The following is a 21,874-nucleotide window of genomic DNA, read 5'->3' on the forward strand; positions in this document are numbered from 1 at the left end:
GTGGACTTCTCGACCGACCAGGACCATGAGAGCGTCCGGAGCAGTGTCCGCGGCTTCCTCACCAGGTCGGGCACCGAGGCCGACGTCCGCCGGATCATGGAGTCGGAGCCGGGTCATGACCCGGACGGCTGGGCCGCGCTCGGCAAGCGGCTGGGCGTGACCGCCATCGGCGTCCCGGAGGAGCTCGGTGGTGCGGGGTTCGGGTTCGCGGAGCTCGCGATCGTGCTCGAGGAGCTGGGGACGGCGTTGTATCCGAGCCCGCTGTTCGGGAGCCGCGTGCTCGCCGCCGAGGCGCTGATGCGCAGTGGCGACGAGAGGGTGGCCGATGAGGTGGCCGCGCTCGCCGACGGCGAGACGATCGGCTGCCTGGCCCTCTCGGAACACTCCGGCGCCTGGCGGCCCGACCGCGTCTCCGTGAAGGCGACCCCGGCCGGCGACGGATACTCGCTGGAGGGGCGGGCGTCGTTCGTCGTGGACGGAGCGGCCGCCGATCTGGTCGTCGTCGTCGCGGACCTCGCGGGTGAGCCGAGCCTCTTCCTCGTCCCGCCGGACGCCGAGGGCCTCGAACGCGAACCGCTCCAGACCGTGGACCTCACCCGCCGGCAGGCGCGCCTGACGTTCGACGGATGCCCCGCCCGCCTGGTCGGCACCCCGGGTACGGCGCCGCGGGTCGTCGCATCGGTGCTGGACCTCGCGGCCATCGCCCTGGCCGCCGAGCAGGTCGGCGGGGCGCAGCGCTGCCTCGACCTGGCCGTCGACCACGCGAAGACCCGCGTCCAGTTCGGCCGGCCGATCGGGTCCTTCCAGGCCGTCAAGCACAAGTGCGCCGACGTCCTCCTCGAACTCGACGCCGCGCGCACCGCCGTGCGCACCGCCGCCTGGTCGGTCGACAACGCCCCGGACGAGGTCCCGGTGCTCGCGTCCCTTGTGAAGGCGCACTGCTCGGAGATGTACGAGCTGGCGGCCCGGGAGTGCATCCAGATCCACGGTGGCATGGGGTTCACCTGGGAGTACGCGGCCCAGCTCTACTTCAAGCGGGCGCACTCGTCCGCCCTGATGTTCGGCACCCCCGACCACCACCGCGAGGCCCTCGCAGACCGGCTCAAGCTCGGCGCCTGAGCCATTCCTTGCGACCGTCGCCACGTTGGCCGGTCATCTTACTTTGTCAAGGTCGCGGGTTGTCGTCCTTTGGGGACGCGGCCGACACCATCCCTCGGGGCCGAGCCCGTCGGTGCCAAGGTCTGAGCCGCCAGGGAGTGTTTGATAATGTATCATAAATACGGATTGGGGAGGGTAATTGGACGTTCTCGGGCTCGTCAGGACGTACTTCGAGCGGCTTGAATCCGGCGACTTCGTTGGCGCGGCCGACTGTTTCAGTGAGTCGGCACGGTACTCGCATCCCCCGTACGCTGAGGAGCCGCCAGGATCTGGACGGCACGAGGTGCATGGGCGTGCGGCGATCCTGGCCCTCTTCCGGCGCAGGGGGCTTCGGGACACGCGGCACGAGATCGTCGGGAGCGCCCATGGCGGTGGCCGCCTCTTCGTCTCCGGGGTCGTCAAGGGCGCCGACGGCTCGGTCGTGGCGTCGTTCGTCTCGGAGGCGTCGTTCGACCGCGATCTCCGTCGGCTGACGGAGTACGTCGCCTACTCCTCCCGCCCGGCGGTCTGGGCGGCGGGAGGCGAGGGCGAGTCGGGGTGACCGCGAGACCCGTGATCGGACATCATATATCTCTGATATTATAGCCAATCTCCTGTGGTGTATCACGAAACGAATGTGGGTATGGAATGCCGCGGCCAAACCTCCAAGACGTGGTCGTCCAGTGGGTTCGCCGGGCGATCTTCACCGGACAGCTCAAGCCGGGTGAGCGCATCAACCAGGATGAGCTCGCCGAGAAGCTGGAGCTGAGCAGGCTGCCCATTCGCGAGGCCATGATCGCCCTGGAGCGGGAAGGCCTCATTCGAACGGTGCCGAGGCGCGGCTCCTTTGTTTGGGATTTCCGGCGCCAAGACATCCTCGACCAATATGAGGTCTATGCGATGGTCTCGGAGTTGGCGACCCAGCGAGCGGCGATCAACGTCTCCGAGGAGGAGATCGCCCTGCTGTATCGCTCGGTCGATGAGATGGCCGCCCACAAAGACCCCGCCCAGCGGGAAACGGCCAACGATCAATTCCACGCCATCATCAACCGGGCCAGCCGGTCCCCGCGGCTGATGTGGCTGCTCGGGCTCCTGGCGAGCAGCGTGCCCAGCGGGTTCCATGAATCCGGATGGGAGATCGCGGCCCGCGACCACCGCGAGATCGTCGAGCATCTCGAGCGCCGTGACGGCGAGGCCGCCGCCAAGGCGATGCGTGAACACATCCGCCACACCGGCACTCACGCAGTGCGCTTCCTGTCTTTCCCGGACGACGGCGACGGCGACGACACGGCCTGACCGTCCAGGCCCCGGCCTCGCCGCCGCCACGCGGCGGCCAGCCCAGCGCGGAGGCCTGAGCCCACGTCCGGTGGAGCGGTCGCCCGGGCACCTTGGGCTGTCGCCGGCTGAGGTGACGGCCTGCACGCGCGTGCGGTGACCCCGAACCTGTGCCGGTCGCGATCGAGCGGCCGATGACCGTCTGGTCGACCTGACCTGGCGGGAAGGCGATGGCTGTCAGATCGCCGAGTCCGACGCCGACGCGGCGATCCCTTGAAGGCCCGAAGGTCACGCTCGCCTCCAGGCCGCCGACGGCCCGGGTGGCCGGCGCCAAGGCCTGCTGAGCGCGCCGACCTGCGAAAACTTCCGTGCCAGCCCCATGTGTGCAGACCCGGCACGGGCTCGTCACCTCCTGTGCATCCACCCCTTGACCGGCCAACTCGCATCATGTCTAATGAGGCCTCTTATCAATTATCAAAAATAAGGAGCTGGTTGTGGTGACCTCTCCAGGGACCCCCCAGGGCGCGCGGACGGCAGTGCTGCGGACTCTCTCCCGCCTTCGACTCGTCGTGACCGCCCTCGTGATCGGAATCGGACTGGCCGCATGCGGCTCGGGCGAGCCCGCCCCGAAATGGCAGCTGTCCGACAAGACGGGCCCGGCCGGTGACGCGGCGTGGCAGAAGCTCGTCGCGGACGCCAAGGCGGAAGGGCGCGTGGTCATCTACGGTGCGCACGCCGAGGACACCTTGAACCAGCTCGGGGCGGCGTTCGAGAAGCAGTACGGGATCAAGGTGCAGGTCTTCCGGGCCGCAGACAGCGATCTCCAGCCCAAGCTCGACGCGGAGATCAAGACCGGCAACCACGTCGCGGACGTCGTCGGGATGAGCGACGAGAACTACCTCAAGCGGATGTCCGCGCGCGGCGCGTTCGCCGACCCGCGAGGCCCGGCCCTGAGCGCCCCCGGATTCGACCGGAAGGCGAACACGCTGGCCCGCGGGGTCAACAGGTCGGTGGCGACGACGATGAGCTACGCCTGGAACACCGAGCGCCATCCCAAGGGCCTGCGCGGCTTCAACGACCTGCTCGACCCGTCACTGTCCGGTGGCAAGATCGGCGTGCTGGCCCCGTTCACGCCGGCGGTCATGGACTTCTACACCTACCTGCAGAAGCAGAACGGCGCCGACTACCTCGACAAGCTCGCCAAGCAGAAGCCGCGCAAGTACCAGGCGGGGGCCGCCATGGCCGAAGCGCTCGCCTCCGGCGAGATCGCCGCGGCCACGCAGGTCGCCCAGGTCGCGCTCTACAAGGCCAAGGACGCCGGTGCTCCGGTCGACGGCGGCCTCGCGAACCCCGCGTGGGGGGCCGGGCTCTACGAAGCCGTCCTGGAAGGCGCCGCCCACCCGAACGCCGCGCAGCTGCTCATGAACTACATCTTCACGCCGGCGGGGCAGGAGATCGTCGCCAACCGCACGGCGGCGGTGCTCCCCAACATCCCGAAGACCGCGACGACCGCCGACAAGACGACCACGGGCGGCGTGATGAACGCGAGCCCTGAGCAGTTCAAGGCATTCGTTGACAAGTTCAACGGCCAGTTCCGGTAGCCGATCGAGAGGCCGAGGCGTCTTGGCGGTGCGCCCACCCCCTAGGCCTGCCGAAGGACCGAACCGCCTGTTCATCGCCGGGAGGAAGAACATGTCCCATGTGTCGGTCTCGGGACTGACTCGTCGCTTCAACGGGCGTCCGCCCGCGGTCGCAGTCGCGGACCTCGATCTCGATATCGAGGACGGCGAGTTTCTGGTCCTCCTGGGCCCGAGCGGTTGTGGGAAGACCACGACTCTCCGCTGCCTCGCCGGGCTGGAGACCCCGGACTCCGGAACGATCCGTCTGGGCGACTCGATCGTCTTCGATCAGGCCAAGAGGCTCAACCTGCCGCCCAACAAGCGCTTCATCGGCATGGTGTTCCAGTCCTATGCGCTGTGGCCGCACATGACCGTGCGCAAGAACATCGGTTATCCCCTCAAGGCGAGGAAGATGCGGGAGGCCCTCGCCTCCGGCCAGGTGGAAGAGACCGCCAAGCTCGTCGACTGCCAGGACCTGCTCGACCGTTATCCGGCTCAGCTCAGCGGTGGCCAGCAGCAACGCGTCGCGCTGGCCCGGGGGCTCGTCGCACGGCCCGACCTGGTCCTCTTCGACGAGCCGTTGAGCAACCTCGACGCCCGGCTGCGTGACCAGGTGCGTGCCGAACTCCATGAACTGCATCAGCGCAAGCCGTTCACTGCGGTGTTCGTGACGCATGACCAGAGCGAGGCGCTGGCCCTCGGCACCAGGATGGCCATCATGCGATCCGGCAGGATCGAGCAGCTGGGTTCTCCCCAGGAGGTGTTCGAGGACCCCGCTTCGGAGTACGTCGCGGCGTTCATCGGCATGTCGAACCGGGTGGCCGCCCACTTCGCCGATGGCGCGTGGAAATTCGGCACGGCCGACGTTCTTGGTGCGATGCTCCGGCCGGAACGCTCCACAAGCGACGTGACGGTGCGGGTGCGTCCGGACGACGCGCGCCTGGCCGCGGAGGCCGACTCGCTCGCCCCCCATGAGGCGGGCGTTCCGGCGGTCGTCGCGGACGTCGAGTTCGGCGGCAAGCACCTCGACGTGACGGTCGAGGTCGAGGGCGGGCATCGGCTGAACGTCCGGGCCGACATCGGGCGGTCCGGCGACTTCCTCCAGGTGCTCGCCCGGGGCGACCGGGTCGTGTTCGCCTTCGACACGAACGCCGCCCGCTACTTCGACGCGTCCGAGGGCCTCAGCCGCCCGACCGAGCCTGCGACCGTGGGGTGATCGCGTGACCAGGAGTTCGTCTACCCCGGCCGTGCCCGACATCCTTCGCTCACTTCCGGTGCGGCTCGGGCTGGGTGCCCTCGCGGCCGTGATCGGGTACATGGTCATCGCGCCTCTGGTGAGTCTCCAGGTCAGGGCGTTCAGCAATGGAGCGGAGGGATACCGGGTCGCGTTCTCGGTCAACGGCATCGGGCGCACCATCCTCAACACGGTCGGGCTCGCCGTCGGATCGGTGGCCGTGGCGCTCGTGCTCGGCACCCTGCTGGCGTGGGCCGGTACCAAGGTGCCCCGGCGCCTGGGCTTCCTGAAGGTCCTTCCGATCCTTCCGCTGGTGCTTCCTTCGGTGGCGGCCGTCGTGGGCTGGTCGCTCCTGGCGTCTCCCACGGCCGGCTACCTGAACACCGCGCTGCGCCAGCTGCCCTTCTGGTCCGGCGGGTTCGAGGGCCCGCTCAACGTGTTCTCGATCGGCTGGATCATCTTCGTCACCAGCCTCTCGCTCAGCGCCTTCGTCTACGTGTTCCTCACCTCCGGCCTGCGGAACATCGGTGAGGAGCTTCAGGAGGCGGCCCGGGTGAGCGGGTCCGGGCAGTTCAAGGTGTTCTTCACCGTCACGCTGCCGCTGCTCCGGCCCTCTCTGATCTATGCCGCGGGCGTCGTGCTGCTCCTGAGCCTCGGGCAGTTCACGGCACCCCTTCTGTTGGGGGCCAACGGCGGGGTGAAGGTTCTCACCACCGAGATGTACCTGCAGGTCTCGCAGACCCCCGTGCAGTACGGTGCGGCCGCGGCGCTCGGCTCGCCGCTGCTCATCGCCGGGATAATCGTCGTGGTTGCGCAGAAGAGACTGCTGGGCGGCGAGTCGCGTTTCATCACCCACACCGGGAAGGGGACGCGCACGAGAGGGGACTCGTCGGTCGCCGCCGTCGTCGTCATCGCGCTCTACGCCCTGTTCTCGAGCGTGCTGCCGATCCTCGCGCTGGCCTTCGTGGCCCTGTCGCCCTACTGGACGGCGAAGCCGTCGTTCGCCAGGTTGTCGCTGCAGAACTTCGAGACGCTGCTGGCCCGGCCGGAGGCGGCCTCGGCCATCGTCAACAGCGTGCTCTACTCGGTGACGGCCATGGCGATCACGTTGCCGCTCGGTTTCCTGGTGGCGTGCCTGCTGATCCGCGGACAGCGTTACCGGGTGATGCGCCGCGTCCTGGACCTCCTGGTCTCGATGCCGCTCAGCATCCCCGCGGTGATCTTCGGTGCCGGCTTCCTGATCACCTACACCTCGCGTCCCTTCGTGCTGTACGGGACGCCGTGGGTGATGATCATCGCCTACGTCACGTTGATGATCCCGTTCGCCACGCGGATGCAGTTGTCCACCCTCCTCGCGCTGGGGGAGGGGTACATCGAGGCGGCCCGGGTGAGCGGAGCGGGTCTCGTCCGGACGTACGCGACCGTGGTCCTGCCGCTCATGCGCTCCAGTCTCTCCGGCTCGGCGGCGCTGCTGTTCGTTCTCCTCACCCATGAGTTCACGGCCTCGCTCCTCGTCCGGTCCTCCACGACGCGGGTCATGGGCACGCTGCTGTACGACTACTGGAACAACGGCAGTTATCCGATGGTCGCGGCCGTGGCCCTGGTGATGACCGCCGTGACGGCCGCCGGCGTCAGCCTGGCGGTGCTGTTCGGCGGGTCCGACACGCTCAGCAAGATGTGATAATCCAGTGCTCGAAGGTGACTGACAATGCTGTTCCATGAAGCGATCGCGTGGGCGCTGTCCGATCACGGTGTCACGACCGTGTTCGGGGTGCTGGGCGATGCGAACCTGTACGCGATGGACTCCTTCCAGCGTCAGGCGGGGGGAAAGTTCGTCTCGATGTCGAACGAGGCCGGCGCCGTCCTGGCGGCCAACGGGTATGCGCGGACCTCGGGTCGTCTGGGCGTCGCCACGGTCACCCATGGCCCCGCGCTGACCAACACGGTGACCGCGCTGGTGGAGAGCGTCAGGGATCGCACGCCGGTGCTGCTGATCGCCGGTGACACCGCGGTGGTGGACCGGGAGAACTTCCAGAACATCTCCCAAAGGGACGTCGTGGTGCCGACCGGGGCCGGCTTCGAGCAGGTCCGTGCCCCGTGGACGGTCGACGAGGACCTGGCGACGGCTGTTCGCCGTGCCGTCCTGGAACGGCGTCCGGTGGTGCTCAACATGCCGGTGGACTTTCAGTGGGAGCAGGTGGAGCGCTCGCCCGCACCCCGGAGATGGCCGGCTCCGCAGGCCGTCCTGCCGGACCCGGCGGTGATGGACGAAGCCGTGGGCGTCGTGGCCTCCGCCAAGCGCCCCATCATCCTGGCCGGCCGGGGAGCCGCGGCGCCCGATGCCCGCAAGGCACTGCTGCACCTGGCCGGCCGGATCGGCGCTCCGGTCGCGACGACGCTCCGTGCGCGCGATCTCTTCCGGGACGAGCCGCACGACCTCGGGATCTTCGGGACGCTCTCCGACGAGGTCGCGTTGGACACCATCATGCGGAGCGACTGCGTCATCGCGTTCGGCGCCTCCCTGAACAAGTGGACGACGGCCGAAGGGTCGGCGTTGGAGGGCAAGAAGCTCGTCCAGGTCGACCTCGACCGGGTCGCGCCGGCGCGGCACTCGGGCGTGCACGTGGGAGTCGTGGGCGACGCCGCGACGGTGGCCGAGGATTTGGTCACCTGGCTCGACGAGGCCGACGTCAGGCCGACCGGCTTCGCGTCGCCGGAGCTCGCCGAGCGGCTGGCGGCCCGCTCCGGTCAGGACTTCAAGGACCGCGGTACCGACGCGACCGTCGACATCCGCACGGCGCTCATGCGGTTGGAGTCGACGTTCCCGAAGGAGCGCACGCTCGTCTTCGACGGCGGGCGGTTCATCCACCATGCCTTCAGGCTGCTGCGCGTGCCCGAACCCAGCGCGTACGTCCACACGGTCAACTTCGGCTCGATCGGGCTCGGTATGGGCAACGCCGTCGGGGCCGCTTTCGGCGAGCCCGCGCGGCCGGTGCTGCTGGTGACCGGTGACGGGGGTTTCATGCTCGGCGGGCTGGCGGAGTTCGGTTCCGCCGTCCGGCACGGTCTGGACCTGGTCGTCGTGGTTCTCAATGACGGGGCGTACGGCGCGGAGCACATCCAGTTGCGCAACAAGGACATGGACCCGGAGATCTCGACTTTCGAGTGGCCGGATTTCGGGCCGGTGGCGACGGCCCTGGGGGGCCAGGGGTTCACCGTGCGCGACCGGGCCGAGCTCGATGAGGCGCTGGCGGCGATCGAGCACCGGGACCGGCCCGTTCTCATCGACATAAAGATCGATCCAGACGCGGTGCCGGCCGTGGGGCGCTGAGCGCGCCGCCTGAGGCCCCACCTCGCACGCAAACTGTATAGATATTATATCTTTGATATTTAATCTCAACTAGTGGAGCCTCGTGATGGAGAAACGATGACGCGGACGGTATCCGACGGCCGAAGCCTGGACGGCTGGCGCGCGGAGCTTCGTGCCTGGTTCGGGGAACACGTGCCGCACGATCTCCCACCACTCGACGACCATGCCGCCTCCGCGGGCTACCGGGCCTGGGAGCGCGAGCTGGCCGACGCGGGCTATGCCGCCGTGCACTGGCCCGTGGAGCACGGCGGACGCGCCGCGAGTGAACCGGAACGCCTCGTCTTCCAGGAGGAATACGAGCGGGCCGGCGGCCCTGCAAGGATCAACATCCAGAGCCTGATGCTGGCGGGCCCGACCCTCATGGCGTTCGGCACCGCGCGGCAGCAGCGTCGCTGGCTTCCGGCGATGCTGCGATCGGACGAGGTGTGGTGCCAAGGCTTCAGCGAGCCGGACGCGGGGAGCGACCTGGCCTCCTTGCGCACCCAGGCGGTCCGCCAAGGCGACGACCTGGTCGTCAACGGCCAGAAGATCTGGACCACGGGAGCGCACTACTCCGACTGGGTCTTCGCTCTGGTGCGCACCGGCAAGGAGGGCCCCAAGCATCACGGCATCTCGTGGCTGATGGTCGACCTGCGGACGCCCGGCGTGCAGGTCAGGCCCATCGTGCAGCTGAACGGCCGCCCCGAGTTCGCGGAGATCTTCTTCGAGGACGTCCGGGTCCCCGTCGACAACGTCGTCGGCGGGCTCGGGAACGGCTGGCGGGTCGCCATGGCGGCGCTCGGGTTCGAGCGCGGAGTGGGCCGGCGCTCCTACGTCCAGTATCTGACCCGGCTCGAATACCTGCGCCGGGCCATCGCCTCGGCGGGTGTGCGACTCGAGCCGGCGATCGAACTTGAGTTCGGCGAAGTGCTGGCCCAGGTGCTCATGTACCGGGACTACACGGCCCGCGTGGCGGCCGAGGCCGCGTCCGAACACCCGACGGCGACCTCCGCCTACAACAAGCTCATCTGGTCTGAGATCCAGGTGCGGCTGTTCCAGCTCGGGGAGCGGGTCCTGCGCGCGACGGGGGATCTCCGCGACGGGGGCGGGACCGCCGCGGCGGAGGAGTGGATGGCCGAGTACTGGTACTCCAGGGCCGCCCGCATCTTCGCGGGGACCAACCAGATCCAGAAGAACATCATCGCCGACCGCGTGCTCAAGTTGCCGAGGTGACCACCGTGATCGATGCGTTCAGCGACGAGCAGATCGAGTTCGCAGAACTGGCGGCGAAGTCCTTCGCGGGGGTGGCGGCGGACGCCGAACCGGCCGGGCCGCGTGCCGAGCTTGCGCGGATCGGCTTGCCCCTGCTGGCGGTGCCGGAGGAACTCGGCGGCGGTGGCATGACCGAGGCGGACGTCGTGCTGATCATCGAGGAGGCCGGTCATGCCGACGTGCCGGTTCCCATCGCCGAGACGGTCGGCGTGGTCGCTCCCATGGTGGCGCGTCACGGCTCGGCCGAGCAGCGCGAACGCTGGCTGCCGGCGTTCGCCGGCGGGGACAGCCTCGGGCTCGCGGTGTGCCCGAGCGGCGGGATCGGCACCCGCCGTGGCGCCGACCTGGCCCTCGTGGAGCATGAAGGCCGGATGCACCTGCTGGAGATCGGTGCACTGGGCGCCGAGGCCGCGAGGATGCGCAGCGGTGAGATGGTCGCTGCGCTCGCCGGGTCCGCGCTGGACGACCCCGAAGCTTCGGTGGCGGAGTTCCGCGCCCGGAGTGCGTGGGTCACCGCGGCACTGCTGAACGGTGTCGGCCGGCGCCTGTTGGAGCTGAGCCTTGAGCAGGCTCGCACGCGCGAGCAGTTCGGGGTGCCGATCGGGAGCTTCCAGGCGGTCAAGCACATGCTGGCGGAGATGGCGGCGGCGGTCGAGTCGGCGCGTCCGACCGCGTGGAGCGCCGCACGGGCGCTCGCCGCGGGCGCCCCTGGGAGCGGCCTGGCGGCCGCCGTGGCGAAAGCCGTCGCGAGCCAGGCCGGAGCGCTGGTCAACGACCATGCCCTCCAGGTCCACGGGGGCATCGGGTTCACGATGGAGCACCCGCTGCACCGCTGGTTGCTGTACGGCCACGAGCTCCAGAGCAGGTGGGGGAGCGCGGCCGAGCACCAGGTGACGCTCGGAAGGTCCGCTCTCGGGGTCGACTCGCTCGTTGAGACGTTCATCCCCTGACGGACCCCTTGCCCGAACGGCTCCCATCATCTAGTCTTCGGATATCGGATATCGGATATTTTATCAAAGGAGGATCCGGTGGAGTTCGAAACCCTCGAGTACGAGAAGTCGCACGACGGCAAGGTCGCGACCATCTGGCTGAACCGGCCGGAGTCGCTGAACGCGATCAACAACGTGCTGGCGCGCGAGCGGGAAGAGGCGCTGAAGCTGGCCGACGCCGACGAGGAGGTCCGCGCGATCCTGATCCGCGGCCGCGGCCGCGCGTTCTGCGCCGGACGCGACCTCAAGGAGCTGTCGGGCGAGGCGCTCGGCAACCAGGCCGAGAGCTGGCGCATCGTCCGCTCGTCCGGGCTGCTCGCGCTCAGCAACGACTGGCACATCTCCAAGCCGACGATCGCCGTCGTGCACGGGTTCGCCGTCGCCGGCGGCTTCGAGATGATGATGTGGTGCGACCTGGCCATCGCCACCGATGACGCGCAGATCGGCGACTACCACCTCAACCGCGGCCTGCTCGGCGGCGCCGGCCCGTACTGGGCGGTTCCGCGCTCCATCGGCCTCCGCAAGGCCAAGGAGCTGTTCTGGACCGGCAAGCTCCTCACGGGCAAGCAGGCCGAGGAGTGGGGGCTGGTCAACCTGTCCACGCCCGCCGACCAGCTCGAGCAGGCGATCGACGACTTCGTCGCGCCGCTGATCGACAAGAGCCCGCTGGCGCTCGAATGGTGCAAGCTCGCGGTGAGTCGCGGCCTGGAGGCCGACCGGGAGACGATCGCGCTGCTCGAGCACTTCATGGTGATGAGCAACCACCAGACGAAGGACGCGATGGAGGGCGCCACGGCGTTCGTCCAGAAGCGCAAGCCGACGTGGGAAGGGCGCTGACCCTGCCGGTCGCGGGAGGAGACCAAGACATGCACGGGGACATGCACGGGGTGTTCGCGGTGGATCCGGATTTCGAGCGCGAGCTCGACTGGGTCCGGCGGTTCATGAAGACCCATGTGTGGCCGCTCGAGGTTCTCGACGTGCCGGACGAGGAGTTCGAGGTCGTCCTCCGGGCAGTGCAGGCGGAGGTGAAGGCGCGCCGGCTCTGGGCGGCGCATCTTCCCCCCGAACTCGGCGGCCAGGGGCTCGGCCAGGTCCGGCTCGCACAGCTCAACGAGATCATCGGCACCTCGTTCTGGGGCCCGTACGCGTTCGGCTGCCAGGCCCCCGACTCCGGCAACGCCGAGATCCTGGCCCTCGCCGGCACGCCCGAACAGAAGCGGACCTGGCTCGACCCGCTGCTGGACGGCCGGATGCGGTCGGCGTTCTCGATGACCGAGCCGGACAACGCCGGATCGGACCCCACCCGGATGAGCACCACGGCCACCCGGGACGGCGACACGTGGGTGATCAACGGTCACAAATGGTTCAGTTCCAACGCCGTGGCCGCCGACTTCCTCATCGTGATGGCCGTCACCGACCCGGCCGAGCGGCCGCACCGGCGGGCCTCGATGTTCATCGTGCCCAAGGACGCGCCGGGGCTGGAGGTGGTGCGCAACGTGCCGACCATGATCGGTGCGGAGCGGCTCGGGTTCGGCCACCCGGAGGTGCGCTACGTCGACTGCCGCATCGACGCGGCCAACATCCTCGGCGGCGTGGGCGACGGTTTCAAGATCGCGCAGATGCGCCTCGGGCCCGGCCGGATCCACCACTGCATGCGGTGGCTCGGCCAGGCCCGGCGCGCCTTCGACATGATGTGCGAACGGGCGCTGCAACGGGATGTGCGCGGCCGCCCGCTCGCCGACTCGGACCTGGTCCGGTCGTGGATCGCCGAGTGCGCGGCGGACATGGAGGCCGCACGGCTGCTGACCTTGAAGGCCGCCTGGGTCATCGACACGCGGGGAGCGGCGGCGGCGAAGACCGACATCGCCATGATCAAGTACTTCGGTGCCGAGGTGCTGAACCGCGTCATCGACCGGGCGGTCCAGGTCAACGGTGCCCTCGGGTTCTCCGGAGACCTCCCCCTGGAGCACATGTACCGCCGTGCCCGGGCGGCTCGTTTCGTGGACGGTGCCGACGAGGTCCACAAGATCGCCGTGGCCCGGCAGGTCCTCAAGGGCTACCGGGCTCCGGAGGGTCCGTGGCCGTCCGACCACGTGCCCACCCGCCGCGCCGCCGCGGCGGGCTTCGCGGCCGACGTTCTAGCGCGGAGCGATCATGACAGCTGAACCAGCCGCGACGCCGGTCGCCCCGGCGCTCGCGGCGGCCCTGGAGAAGGCCTGGCCGGGGGCGCGGGACGTAACGTTGCGCCCCGTTCCGGAGAGCCATTCGGGTTTCACCTACTGGGTCGATGCCGAACTGGACGGCCGCCGTACCGAGGCCGTCCTGCGGTTGCCCCCGCCGGGGGCCCGGCCGGTGGGGCCCGCCGACGTGGCCAGGCAGGCCCGCCTCATGGACACGCTGGCATCGACCGCCGTGCCCGTGCCGCGGATCCTCGCGCACTCCGCCGACCCGGTGATCGAAGGACGTCCGTTCGTCCTCATGGCCAAGGTCGAAGGAGACAGCGGGGAGGCGGCGCTCGCGACGATGACGCCGCATGATCTGATGCGCGCCGCCTTCGACACGATCGACCTGATCGGCGCCGTGCCGCCCCCGGCCACCGGCATCGGCGACGAAGGGGTGACCGAGCCGGCGGACGAGGTCCGGCGGTGGGCGCGGCTGCGCGAGCGCGCGCCCGCCGAGCTGCTCCGGCACGCCCCGGCGCTGGAGGCGAAGCTGCTCGCGGGCACGCCCGCCGTCGGCCGGGTCCGGCTCGTGCACGGTGACTTTCACCCGGGCAACCTGGTCTTCCGCGAGGGGGCCGCGGTCGCCGTCCTCGACTGGGAGATCGCGCACCTGGGGGTCACGGCCGCGGACAAGGCGAGCCTGTGCCTGCTGGCGATCCGCGAGCGGTTCGGGGAGAGCTACAGCGGTGCGGCGGCCGCGATCCCCCTGGAGGACATGGTGGCGATGGCGGACGAGCCGGACTTCGATCACGTCCTCGCCGCGACCTGCCACAAGTACGCGTCGATCCTCGGCTACAACCTGGGACTGCACAGGCGCGGGAAGCGGGTCGATCCCGTGTACGAAGGGCTGACGAGGACCATTCCCGGACTCATCGATGTGGGGCTGGAGTTGATGTCGTGACCATCGACGAGGCGACCGATCCCCTCAACGAGGGCTTCGCGGGGAACGGCCGGCGCACCGCGTCCTGGGCGTTCTTCCCCGGTGCCGGCGGCGGTTCCACGCTGTGGCGGCCGGTCGCGAAGCGGTTCGACGGCACGGTGATGGCCTTGCCCGAGCTCGAGAGCGTCGCCGAGATGGCGGACGCGCTCGAGGCGTCGCTCCTGCGGATGCCGGCTCCCCGCATCCTGGTCGGGAACTCCCTCGGTGCGCTGGTGGCGCTCGAATGCGCTCAGCGTCTCCCCGTGGCGGGTCTGATGCTGCTCGCCGCCGGCTGGGAGTTCCCCGTCTCCAAGGAGCTGATCCAGCGGGTCGACGCGAAAGGCGCCGCGATATTCCCCGAGGTGGCGCGGCGTTGTGTCGGCCCGGACCTGCGGCCCGAGCATCTCGCGGCCGTGGTCGCCGACTTCGAGTCCCGAAGGGAGGGCACCATGGCCCGGCACCTGCGGGCGATCCGCGACCATGAGCCGCGGATCGACCTGGCCGTGGCCCAGCCGACGACGCTCGTGCTGGGCGGCCGCTTCGACCGTTCGGTCGCCCTTCGGGACCATCTCGAACTCACGGAGCGGACCGGCGGCGCGTTCGTGCCGGTCCGAACGGCGGCGCACATGCCGTTCGTGGATCATGTGGAGGAGGTGGTCCGGTGGCTGGAGCGACTGCAAGCCGTCGTCATGGGGGATTGAACGCCGCTGACGGGGCCTTCCGGCTCGACCGCAAGGTGGTGTTGATCACCGGTGCCAGCCGCGGCATCGGCCGGGCCATCGCGGTGGAGGCCGCCGAGGCGGGGGCGGAGGGCGTGGTCCTGACCGCGCGCCGGCCGGCGGGTCTCGAGGCGGTCCGAGCAGAGATCGCGCCGATCGGCCGTCCGGTCGAGTGCGTGGCGGCCGACGTCACCGACGAGGAGTCCGTGGACGCGATGGTGCGCCATGCGATGGACGCGTTCGGCCGCATCGACGTGCTGGTCAACAACGTGGGCGGAGCGTCGTTCAAGGTGCCGCTCGCCGATACCCGGGCCGGGGGCTGGCGCAAGACCCTCGAGTTGAACCTGACCAGCGCCTTCCTGACGTCCCGCGCGGTCATCCGCACCTGGCGGGACACGCCCGGTGACGCCGGCAGGAACATCGTCACAGTAGGATCGAGTGGATCGTTCCACGGCCGGCCGGAGCTGTCCGCGTACGTGTCGGGCAAGCACGCGCTCGTGGGGCTCACCAAGACGCTGGCGCGTGAGCTGGCACCGTCCGGCGCGCGCTCGAACCTGGTCGCTCCGCATCTCGTGGAGACCGATCTGACAACGGCACAGCAGCAGCCGGAATTCCGCGACGAGTCGATCGCCCAGATCCCCATGGGCCGCTGGGCGGAGGCGGAAGAGGTCGCCCGCGTGGTCAGGTTCCTCGCCAGCGACGCGGCATCGTACGTGACCGGCGCGTGCGTTCTGGTGGACGGTGGTCATGCAGCCTAGCGCGCACCCTCTCCTGCCCCCGGAGCTCCAGGCCTCCTACCGGAGTGCCGGCCTGTGGCAGGACATCAACCTGATGCGGATCCTCGTCGAGCAGGCCCGGCGAAGCCCTGACGCTCCCCTGTACGTAGGGGACGATCCCAAGACCTATGCCGAGGTCGCCACGGCGGCCCGCCGGTTCGCCGCCTTCCTGGCCGACCGGGGTGTCGGCCCAGGGCACACGGTGGTCGCTCCCCTCGTCAACGGGTGGGAGGCGACCGCGGTCTTGGCCGCCACGGTGAACCTCGGCGCCAGGCTGGCTCCGCTCCCCAGCCGTGCCACCCGGTCGCAGCTGCGGGGTCTGCTGGACGCCACCGACGCGGCGGCCGTGGTGATCTCCGGGCGGGTTCTGGCGAGGGCCGACTGGCAGGACACGATCGAGGAGCTGAAGAAGAACGCTCCGAGCCTCCGGGCGCTGGTCCTCACCGATGCCGCGCAGGCTCCGGCGTGGGCGTCCGGCCTCGCCGACGTGACCGCCGCGGGCGCGGGGTTCGAGCCGGCCGAGGTGGGCCGGACCGACACGGGCGCACCGTTCCTGCTGCTCTCGACCGGCGGCACCACGGGTCCGTCCAAGGTCGTGATGCACGCTGAGAACGCCGCCGTGTACGCGGCCACCCAGTACGCCGAGCGGTGCGGCCTGTCCCCGCGTGACGTGATCCTCTCGGCCGGTCCGTTCGGGCACGCGAGCGGGACCGTGTTCACCCTGTACGCGCCGATCATCGCGGGCGCCTCGGTCCTGCCCGTCGCCCGCTGGGAGCCGCGGGCGACCAGCCGCGCCGTCGACCGGTACGGGGTGACCTGGTGCCTGCTGTCCGGCACCCACATCTATGACATGCTGGAGCTCGACGACGAGCACGTGTCGATGTGGTCGTCGGTGCGCGGGCTGAGCGCGGGCTCCGGCTCCGACGAGCGGTACGCGGCGGCCGAGCGGCGGTTCGGCTTCCGGATCCGCCGCATGTACGGCCTCACCGAATGCATGGGCCATGCGGTGATGCCGGTCGACGCGCCGCAGGACGTCCGAATGGCGCGCGACGGCCTTCCCTTCGACGGCGTCGAGTGCTTCATCGAAGGCGGCGGCGACACCGGCGAGTACCTCGTGCGCGGACCGTCGCTGATGCTGGGCTACCTCCATCGCCCCGAACTGACCGCGGAAGCGGTGACCGGCGACGGATACCTGCACACGGGCGACATCATGTCGATCGACGGCTCGGGGTTCGTCCGCTACGTCGGCCGGCTCAAGGACGTGATCCGGCGGAGCGGGATCAACATCGATCCCCTGGAGCTCGAGCGCCTGCTCGTCCAGCATCCCGATGTCAACGACATCTCCGTCGTGGGGGTGCCCCATCCCCGGCTCGGGGAGCAGGCGGTCGCGGTCGTCGTGCCGCGACCCGGCAGCGAACCGGCCTTGGCCGACCTCACCGGGCTCCTGTCGGAGCACGACGTGCCGCGCCATTCCCACCCCGAGCGGCTCGTCCTGGTGGCGGAGCTGCCCAAGACCGAGTTCGGCAAACACAACAAGGCGGCGGTCAGGCAGATGCTGGCGGACACCGAGCGCACGCACGATCGTTAGGAGCGACGATGAACGACGGCCCGGTCGTCACCTACGAACGCCTCGGCAACGTGGCGGTCGTGAGGCTCAACCGCCCGAAGTACCGCAACGCGCAGAACTCCGCGATGACCTATGCGATCGACGCGGCTTTCACAAGGGCGGTCGACGACGACCAGGTCAAGGTCATCGTGCTCGGGGGCAACGGGCCGCACTTCTGCGCCGGGCACGACATCGGCACCCCGGGCCGCGACGCGGACCGGACGTTCGACCGCAAGGCCGTGATCTGGTGGGACCACGCCGACAAGCAGGGCGGCGACCAGCGCTTCGCCCGGGAGTCCGAGGTGTATCTGGGGATGTGCCGGCGCTGGCGCGAGATCCCCAAGCCGATGATCGCGATGGTGCACGGGGCCTGCGTCGCCGGCGGGCTGATGCTCGCCTGGTCGTGCGACTTCGCCATCGCCTCCGACGACGCCTTCTTCTCCGACCCCGTGGTCCGCATGGGGATACCGGGCGTGGAGTACTTCGCGCACCCCTGGGTGATGAACCCGAGGGCGGCCAAGGAGTTCCTGTTCACCGGCGACCGGATCACCGCCCGACGCGCCCACGAGCTCGGCATGGTCAACCACGTGGTGCCGCGCCCGCGACTGCTCGAGACCACCCTGGAAATCGCCGAGCGCATCGGCGCGATGCCCCGGTTCGGTCTCGCGCTGGCGAAGAAGGCGGTCAACCAGGCCGAGGACATGCAGGGGATGCGTGCCGGCATGGACTCCGTATTCGGTCTGCACCATTTCGCGCACGCGCACAACGCGGAGGTCTCGGCGGACGCGCTGGGCGGGATGGACGCGCGCGGCATGGCCCGCTCCGACGCCCGTCCCGCACCGGATGCCGGTCGGCGCGAGGACGGTCAGCGAGACGAAGGCTGACCCGAGATCGGGTTAGTTGGACATTCATAGCGCAGAGAAAGAGATTCGGCGATGTGGGCGTACATGCTTGTCGCACCAGGGCGGTTCGAAAAGGTCGACGTGTCCGCGCCGGCAGCCGGTGACCTGCGGGACGGGCAGGTGCTGCTGCGTACCCTCGCCGGCGGGATCTGCGGCAGTGACCTGCCGAGGTTCCGCGGTTTCCGGACCCCGCTGGCCGACGGGGAGGTCGGGCCGTACGCCGCCAAGATCCCGGGCTATCCGATGCACGAGGTGGTCGGCGAGGTGGTCGCCTCGCGGTGCGACTCCCTGAGCCCCGGCGCGCTCGTGGTCGGATGGGCCAACTCCTTCAACGCGATCGCCGAATACGTCGTCACGGACGGCGACGGGCTGTTGCGGTATGACGCGGCCCTGGAACCGACCGTCGCGATCCTGCTGCAACCGCTGGCCTGCGTGCTCTACGCCGTCGACCAGCTGGGCCCCCTTGACGGCGCCGGCGTCGCCGTCCTCGGCCAGGGGCCCTTCGGAGTCCTGTTCAGCCACGTCATCAAGCAGCGCGGGGCGCGGCGGGTCACCGGGGTCGATCTCGTCGACCGCGGCGACGTCGCCGGCTTCTTCGCGGTGGACGAGGCCGTTCACGGCGCGACCGAGCGATGGGCCGCGCAACTGGCCGACGACCGGCGGCCGAACGTGATCGTGGAGGCGATCGGGCATCAGCATGAGACGCTGGGCGACGCGATCGATGCCGTGGCGCCATCGGGTCTCGTCTACTACTTCGGGATTCCCGAGGCCCGCCCTTATGCCCTCGATCTGTGGAAGTTCCTGCGCAAGCAACTGACGATGCGGGCCGGTGCGACGCAGTCGCGGCGCCGATACCTGCGGCTGGCCGGCGAGTATCTGGCGGAGCACCCGGTCCTGGCGGACCGGTATGTGACGCACACGTTCGACGTCGCCGACATCCAGGCCGCCTTCGAAGCCGCCAACGTGCCGGCGGAGGGCCGCCTGAAGGTCGCCGTGAGCATGACATGAGCGCCCGGAAAGGGAAGGACGAGGGCCTGGCGGATCGGCGCGAACTGGTCCGGGAACTCCGCCGCGCCGGTATGGCCGAGGTCGACGCCGGTACCCGCCGCAGGGCGGAGTACTCGACGGACGCGTCCAACTACCGGGTCGTTCCCGCGGTCGTCGCCTTTCCCCGGGACACCGGCGAGGTCGCGGCCGCAGTCGCGGTCGCACGCTCGGCGGGAGTTCCGATCACCTGCCGGGGCGGAGGCACCTCGACGGCGGGCAACTCGGTGGGAACCGGTATCGTCCTGGACTTCTCCCGCCACCTCGACCGGGTGCTGTCGGTGGACGCCGAGGCGCGTACGGCCACCGTCCAGCCGGGAGCGATCCTCGACGCGATCAGTGCCGCCGCGGCGCCGTACGGCCTGCGGTACGGTCCGGACCCCTCGACGCATGGGCGCGCCACGATCGGTGGTTCGCTGGGCAACAACGCCTGCGGCGCCCGTGCGCTCAGGTACGGCCGCGCCGCCGACAACGTCGTGTCCCTCGACGTCCTGACCGCCGACGGCGAGCGCCTCGACGCCCGCCGCCTCGGCCGCGCCGGCCTGCGTGCGGCGGGGGCCAAGGGCCGTGCGCTCGAAGAGATCGTCGCCGCGAACCTGGCGGTGATCCGCACTGAATTCGGGCGTTTCGGTAGGCAGGTGTCCGGCTACTCGCTGGAGCATCTGCTGCCTGAGAACGGTGCGGACCTGGCGAAGTTCCTCGTCGGCACCGAGGGCACGCTCGGCGTGGTCCTCGGGGCGGTGGTGAGGCTCGTCGAGCCCCCCGCGGCCGTCGCGCTGGCGGTGCTGGGCTATCCGGACATGCCCGCGGCGGCCGATGCCGTGCCGGCTCTGCTCCCGCACCGGCCGGTGGCGATCGAGGGGATGGACGCCCGCCTGGTGGCGGTCGTCCGTTCCCGGCGGGGCGGTGGCGCGGTCCCCGACCTGCCCCGGGGAGAAGGCTGGCTGTTCGTCGAGACGGCGGGCGGCACCGAGGCCGAGGCCCGGGCGAACGCGGCGAAGGTGATCGCGGACGCCGGCTGCCTCGACTCGGCGGTCGTCACCGGTCGCCCGGCGCGCGCACTGTGGGCGATCCGCGAGGACGGCGCCGGGCTCGGCGGCCGCAGCCCCGCAGGCCGGCCGGCGTGGCCCGGCTGGGAGGACGCCGCGGTGCCCCCGGACCGCCTCGGCGGCTACTTGCGCGAGTTCGGCCGCCTGATGCGGGAACACGGCGTCGACGGCCTGGTCTTCGGGCACCTGGGGGAGGGCTGCGTGCACGCCAGGATCGACTTCCCCCTCGCCACGGCGCGGCACCGGTACCGGGAGTTCGCGGTCGAGGCCGCGCGCCTGGTCGGCCGATACGGCGGCTCGATGTCCGGCGAGCACGGCGACGGCCGGGCCCGCGGCGAACTGCTGCCGTACATGTACTCCGCCCCGGCGATCGAGATGTTCCGCCAGGCCAAGCACGCGTTCGACCCGGACGATCTGCTCAATCCGGGGGTCATCGTCGACCCGGCGCCGCTGGACGCGAACCTGCGCCTGCCCTCCGTCCGGCCGTTGGCCGACGGACTGGGCTTCGCCTACCCGCACGACGGGGGAGACCTGGCGAACGCGGTGCACCGCTGTGTCGGGGTCGGCAAGTGCCGGTCCGACAACACCGATGGCGGCGTGATGTGCCCGTCCTATCTGGCCACCCGGGACGAGAAGGATTCCACCCGGGGCCGGGCCCGGGTCCTCCAGGAGGTCGCGAACGGCTCACTGATCAAGAACTTTCGCTCGGCTGAGCTGGCGCAGGCTCTGGACCTGTGCCTGTCCTGCAAGGGCTGCTCGTCCGACTGCCCGGCAGGGGTGGACATGGCCACCTACAAGGCCGAGGCGCTCTACCGGCGCTACCGCCACCGGATCAGGCCGGCCGCGCACTACGCCCTGGGCTGGCTGCCTCGATGGGCGCGCCTGGCATCGATCGCGCCCCGCCCGGCCAACGCCGTGCTGAACCGGCCGTGGCCGGCGGCCCTCGCCAAGCGGCTGGGCGGTATCGACGCCCGCCGAGACCTGCCCGGGTTGGCCGCACGCACCTTCCGGAAGTGGTTCGCCGGGCGGCCCGCCGCCACCGGGAAACCCGTGCTGCTGTGGGTCGACACGTTCACGGACTACTTCAGCCCGGAGGTAGGGCAGGCGGCCGTGCGCGTCCTGGAGGACGCCGGCTATGCCGTGCGACTCACCGGCAAACCGGTGTGCTGCGGGCTCACCTGGATCTCCACCGGCCAGCTCGACGGTGCCCGTGCCCGGCTGCGGCGCAGCCTCGACGCACTGGAACCCGCGCTGGCGCAGGGGATTCCGATCGTCGGGCTGGAACCGTCCTGCACGGCGGTACTGCGCAAGGACGCGGCCGAACTGCTGCCCGACGACCCCCGCGCGATACGGGCACAGGCTGCGACGCGTACTTTGGCCGAACTGCTGACGGCCTCCGCCACCTGGACACCACCGGCGCTGAACAGTGTGCGGGGCATCGCCCAGACGCACTGCCACCAGCACGCCGTCCTGGGCTGGACGGCCGACGCCGAACTGCTCGCGAACGCCGGTGCCAGTGTCCGCTCCCTCGGTGGCTGCTGCGGATTGGCGGGCAACTTCGGCGTCGAGCGGGGGCACTACGACGTTTCCGTCGCCGTGGCGGAGACGGCCTTGCTGCCGGCCGTGCGGGAGGCGGACGCGGACGCGGTCGTCCTCGCCGACGGGTTCTCCTGCCGCACTCAACTCGACCAACTCGCCGGTGTGCGCGGCACCCACCTCGCGGAGCTGCTCGCAAGGCATCTGCCGGTGCGGAGCCGATGAC

18 protein-coding genes are annotated in these 21,874 nt (G+C 70.2%); all 18 read left to right on the plus strand.

Going from position 1 to position 21,874, the window contains the following annotated elements:
* The 18 genes from ABD340_RS38295 to ABD340_RS38380 all read left to right on the plus strand — a co-directional run bounded on the left by ABD340_RS38295 (position 1) and on the right by ABD340_RS38380 (position 21,873).
* On the plus strand, positions 1 to 1,119 hold the full coding sequence (locus tag ABD340_RS38295; RefSeq protein WP_344595905.1) for an acyl-CoA dehydrogenase family protein: 1,119 nt from the start codon (positions 1 to 3) through the stop codon (positions 1,117 to 1,119).
* 178 nt (positions 1,120 to 1,297) lie between these two features.
* Positions 1,298 to 1,699 carry a nuclear transport factor 2 family protein gene (locus ABD340_RS38300; protein ID WP_344595907.1) on the plus strand — a complete coding sequence of 134 codons (402 nt, stop codon included), beginning with the start codon at positions 1,298 to 1,300 and terminating at the stop codon, positions 1,697 to 1,699.
* 110 nt (positions 1,700 to 1,809) lie between these two features.
* Positions 1,810 to 2,433, plus strand: a complete 624-nt coding sequence (locus tag ABD340_RS38305) for a GntR family transcriptional regulator (RefSeq protein WP_344595909.1) — start codon at positions 1,810 to 1,812, stop codon at positions 2,431 to 2,433.
* A gap of 476 nt (positions 2,434 to 2,909) precedes the next feature.
* Positions 2,910 to 4,013 (plus strand): extracellular solute-binding protein, encoded by a 1,104-nt coding sequence (locus ABD340_RS38310; RefSeq protein ID WP_344595911.1) that lies wholly within the window; start codon positions 2,910 to 2,912, stop codon positions 4,011 to 4,013.
* A gap of 91 nt (positions 4,014 to 4,104) precedes the next feature.
* Complete coding sequence (locus tag ABD340_RS38315) at positions 4,105 to 5,247, plus strand: ABC transporter ATP-binding protein (protein ID WP_344595912.1); 1,143 nt, start codon at positions 4,105 to 4,107, stop codon at positions 5,245 to 5,247.
* 31 nt (positions 5,248 to 5,278) lie between these two features.
* Complete coding sequence (locus ABD340_RS38320) at positions 5,279 to 6,946, plus strand: ABC transporter permease (RefSeq protein WP_344595913.1); 1,668 nt, start codon at positions 5,279 to 5,281, stop codon at positions 6,944 to 6,946.
* A 27-nt stretch (positions 6,947 to 6,973) separates the two neighbouring features.
* Complete coding sequence (locus tag ABD340_RS38325; protein ID WP_344595915.1) at positions 6,974 to 8,596, plus strand: thiamine pyrophosphate-binding protein; 1,623 nt, start codon at positions 6,974 to 6,976, stop codon at positions 8,594 to 8,596.
* 96 nt (positions 8,597 to 8,692) lie between these two features.
* On the plus strand, positions 8,693 to 9,847 hold the full coding sequence (locus ABD340_RS38330) for an acyl-CoA dehydrogenase family protein (protein ID WP_344595917.1): 1,155 nt from the start codon (positions 8,693 to 8,695) through the stop codon (positions 9,845 to 9,847).
* A 5-nt stretch (positions 9,848 to 9,852) separates the two neighbouring features.
* Positions 9,853 to 10,836 (plus strand): acyl-CoA dehydrogenase family protein, encoded by a 984-nt coding sequence (locus tag ABD340_RS38335; RefSeq protein ID WP_344595919.1) that lies wholly within the window; start codon positions 9,853 to 9,855, stop codon positions 10,834 to 10,836.
* A 78-nt stretch (positions 10,837 to 10,914) separates the two neighbouring features.
* Positions 10,915 to 11,712 carry an enoyl-CoA hydratase/isomerase family protein gene (locus ABD340_RS38340; protein ID WP_344595920.1) on the plus strand — a complete coding sequence of 266 codons (798 nt, stop codon included), beginning with the start codon at positions 10,915 to 10,917 and terminating at the stop codon, positions 11,710 to 11,712.
* A 29-nt stretch (positions 11,713 to 11,741) separates the two neighbouring features.
* Positions 11,742 to 13,040, plus strand: coding sequence for an acyl-CoA dehydrogenase family protein (locus ABD340_RS38345; RefSeq protein WP_344595922.1), 1,299 nt, complete (start codon positions 11,742 to 11,744; stop codon positions 13,038 to 13,040).
* Entirely contained in the window at positions 13,030 to 13,998 is a 969-nt protein-coding gene (locus ABD340_RS38350) for a phosphotransferase family protein (RefSeq protein ID WP_344595923.1), read from the plus strand. The genes ABD340_RS38345 and ABD340_RS38350 overlap by 11 nt, the downstream gene beginning before the upstream one ends.
* Positions 13,995 to 14,717, plus strand: coding sequence for an alpha/beta fold hydrolase (locus tag ABD340_RS38355; RefSeq protein ID WP_344595924.1), 723 nt, complete (start codon positions 13,995 to 13,997; stop codon positions 14,715 to 14,717). The genes ABD340_RS38350 and ABD340_RS38355 overlap by 4 nt, the downstream gene beginning before the upstream one ends.
* Positions 14,678 to 15,493, plus strand: a complete 816-nt coding sequence (locus tag ABD340_RS38360) for an SDR family NAD(P)-dependent oxidoreductase (protein WP_344595926.1) — start codon at positions 14,678 to 14,680, stop codon at positions 15,491 to 15,493. The genes ABD340_RS38355 and ABD340_RS38360 overlap by 40 nt, the downstream gene beginning before the upstream one ends.
* On the plus strand, positions 15,483 to 17,099 hold the full coding sequence (locus ABD340_RS38365; RefSeq protein WP_344595927.1) for a class I adenylate-forming enzyme family protein: 1,617 nt from the start codon (positions 15,483 to 15,485) through the stop codon (positions 17,097 to 17,099). The genes ABD340_RS38360 and ABD340_RS38365 overlap by 11 nt, the downstream gene beginning before the upstream one ends.
* Before the next feature lie 8 nt (positions 17,100 to 17,107).
* Positions 17,108 to 18,001 carry an enoyl-CoA hydratase gene (locus ABD340_RS38370; protein WP_344595929.1) on the plus strand — a complete coding sequence of 298 codons (894 nt, stop codon included), beginning with the start codon at positions 17,108 to 17,110 and terminating at the stop codon, positions 17,999 to 18,001.
* Positions 18,002 to 18,064: 63 nt separating this feature from the next.
* Positions 18,065 to 19,027 (plus strand): alcohol dehydrogenase catalytic domain-containing protein, encoded by a 963-nt coding sequence (locus tag ABD340_RS38375; protein WP_344595930.1) that lies wholly within the window; start codon positions 18,065 to 18,067, stop codon positions 19,025 to 19,027.
* Positions 19,024 to 21,873, plus strand: coding sequence for an FAD-binding and (Fe-S)-binding domain-containing protein (locus tag ABD340_RS38380; RefSeq protein WP_344595932.1), 2,850 nt, complete (start codon positions 19,024 to 19,026; stop codon positions 21,871 to 21,873). The genes ABD340_RS38375 and ABD340_RS38380 overlap by 4 nt, the downstream gene beginning before the upstream one ends.
* Position 21,874: the final 1 nt, after the last annotated feature.

Source organism: Actinomadura vinacea (genome assembly GCF_039532545.1).
GTDB lineage: Bacteria > Actinomycetota > Actinomycetes > Streptosporangiales > Streptosporangiaceae > Spirillospora > Spirillospora vinacea.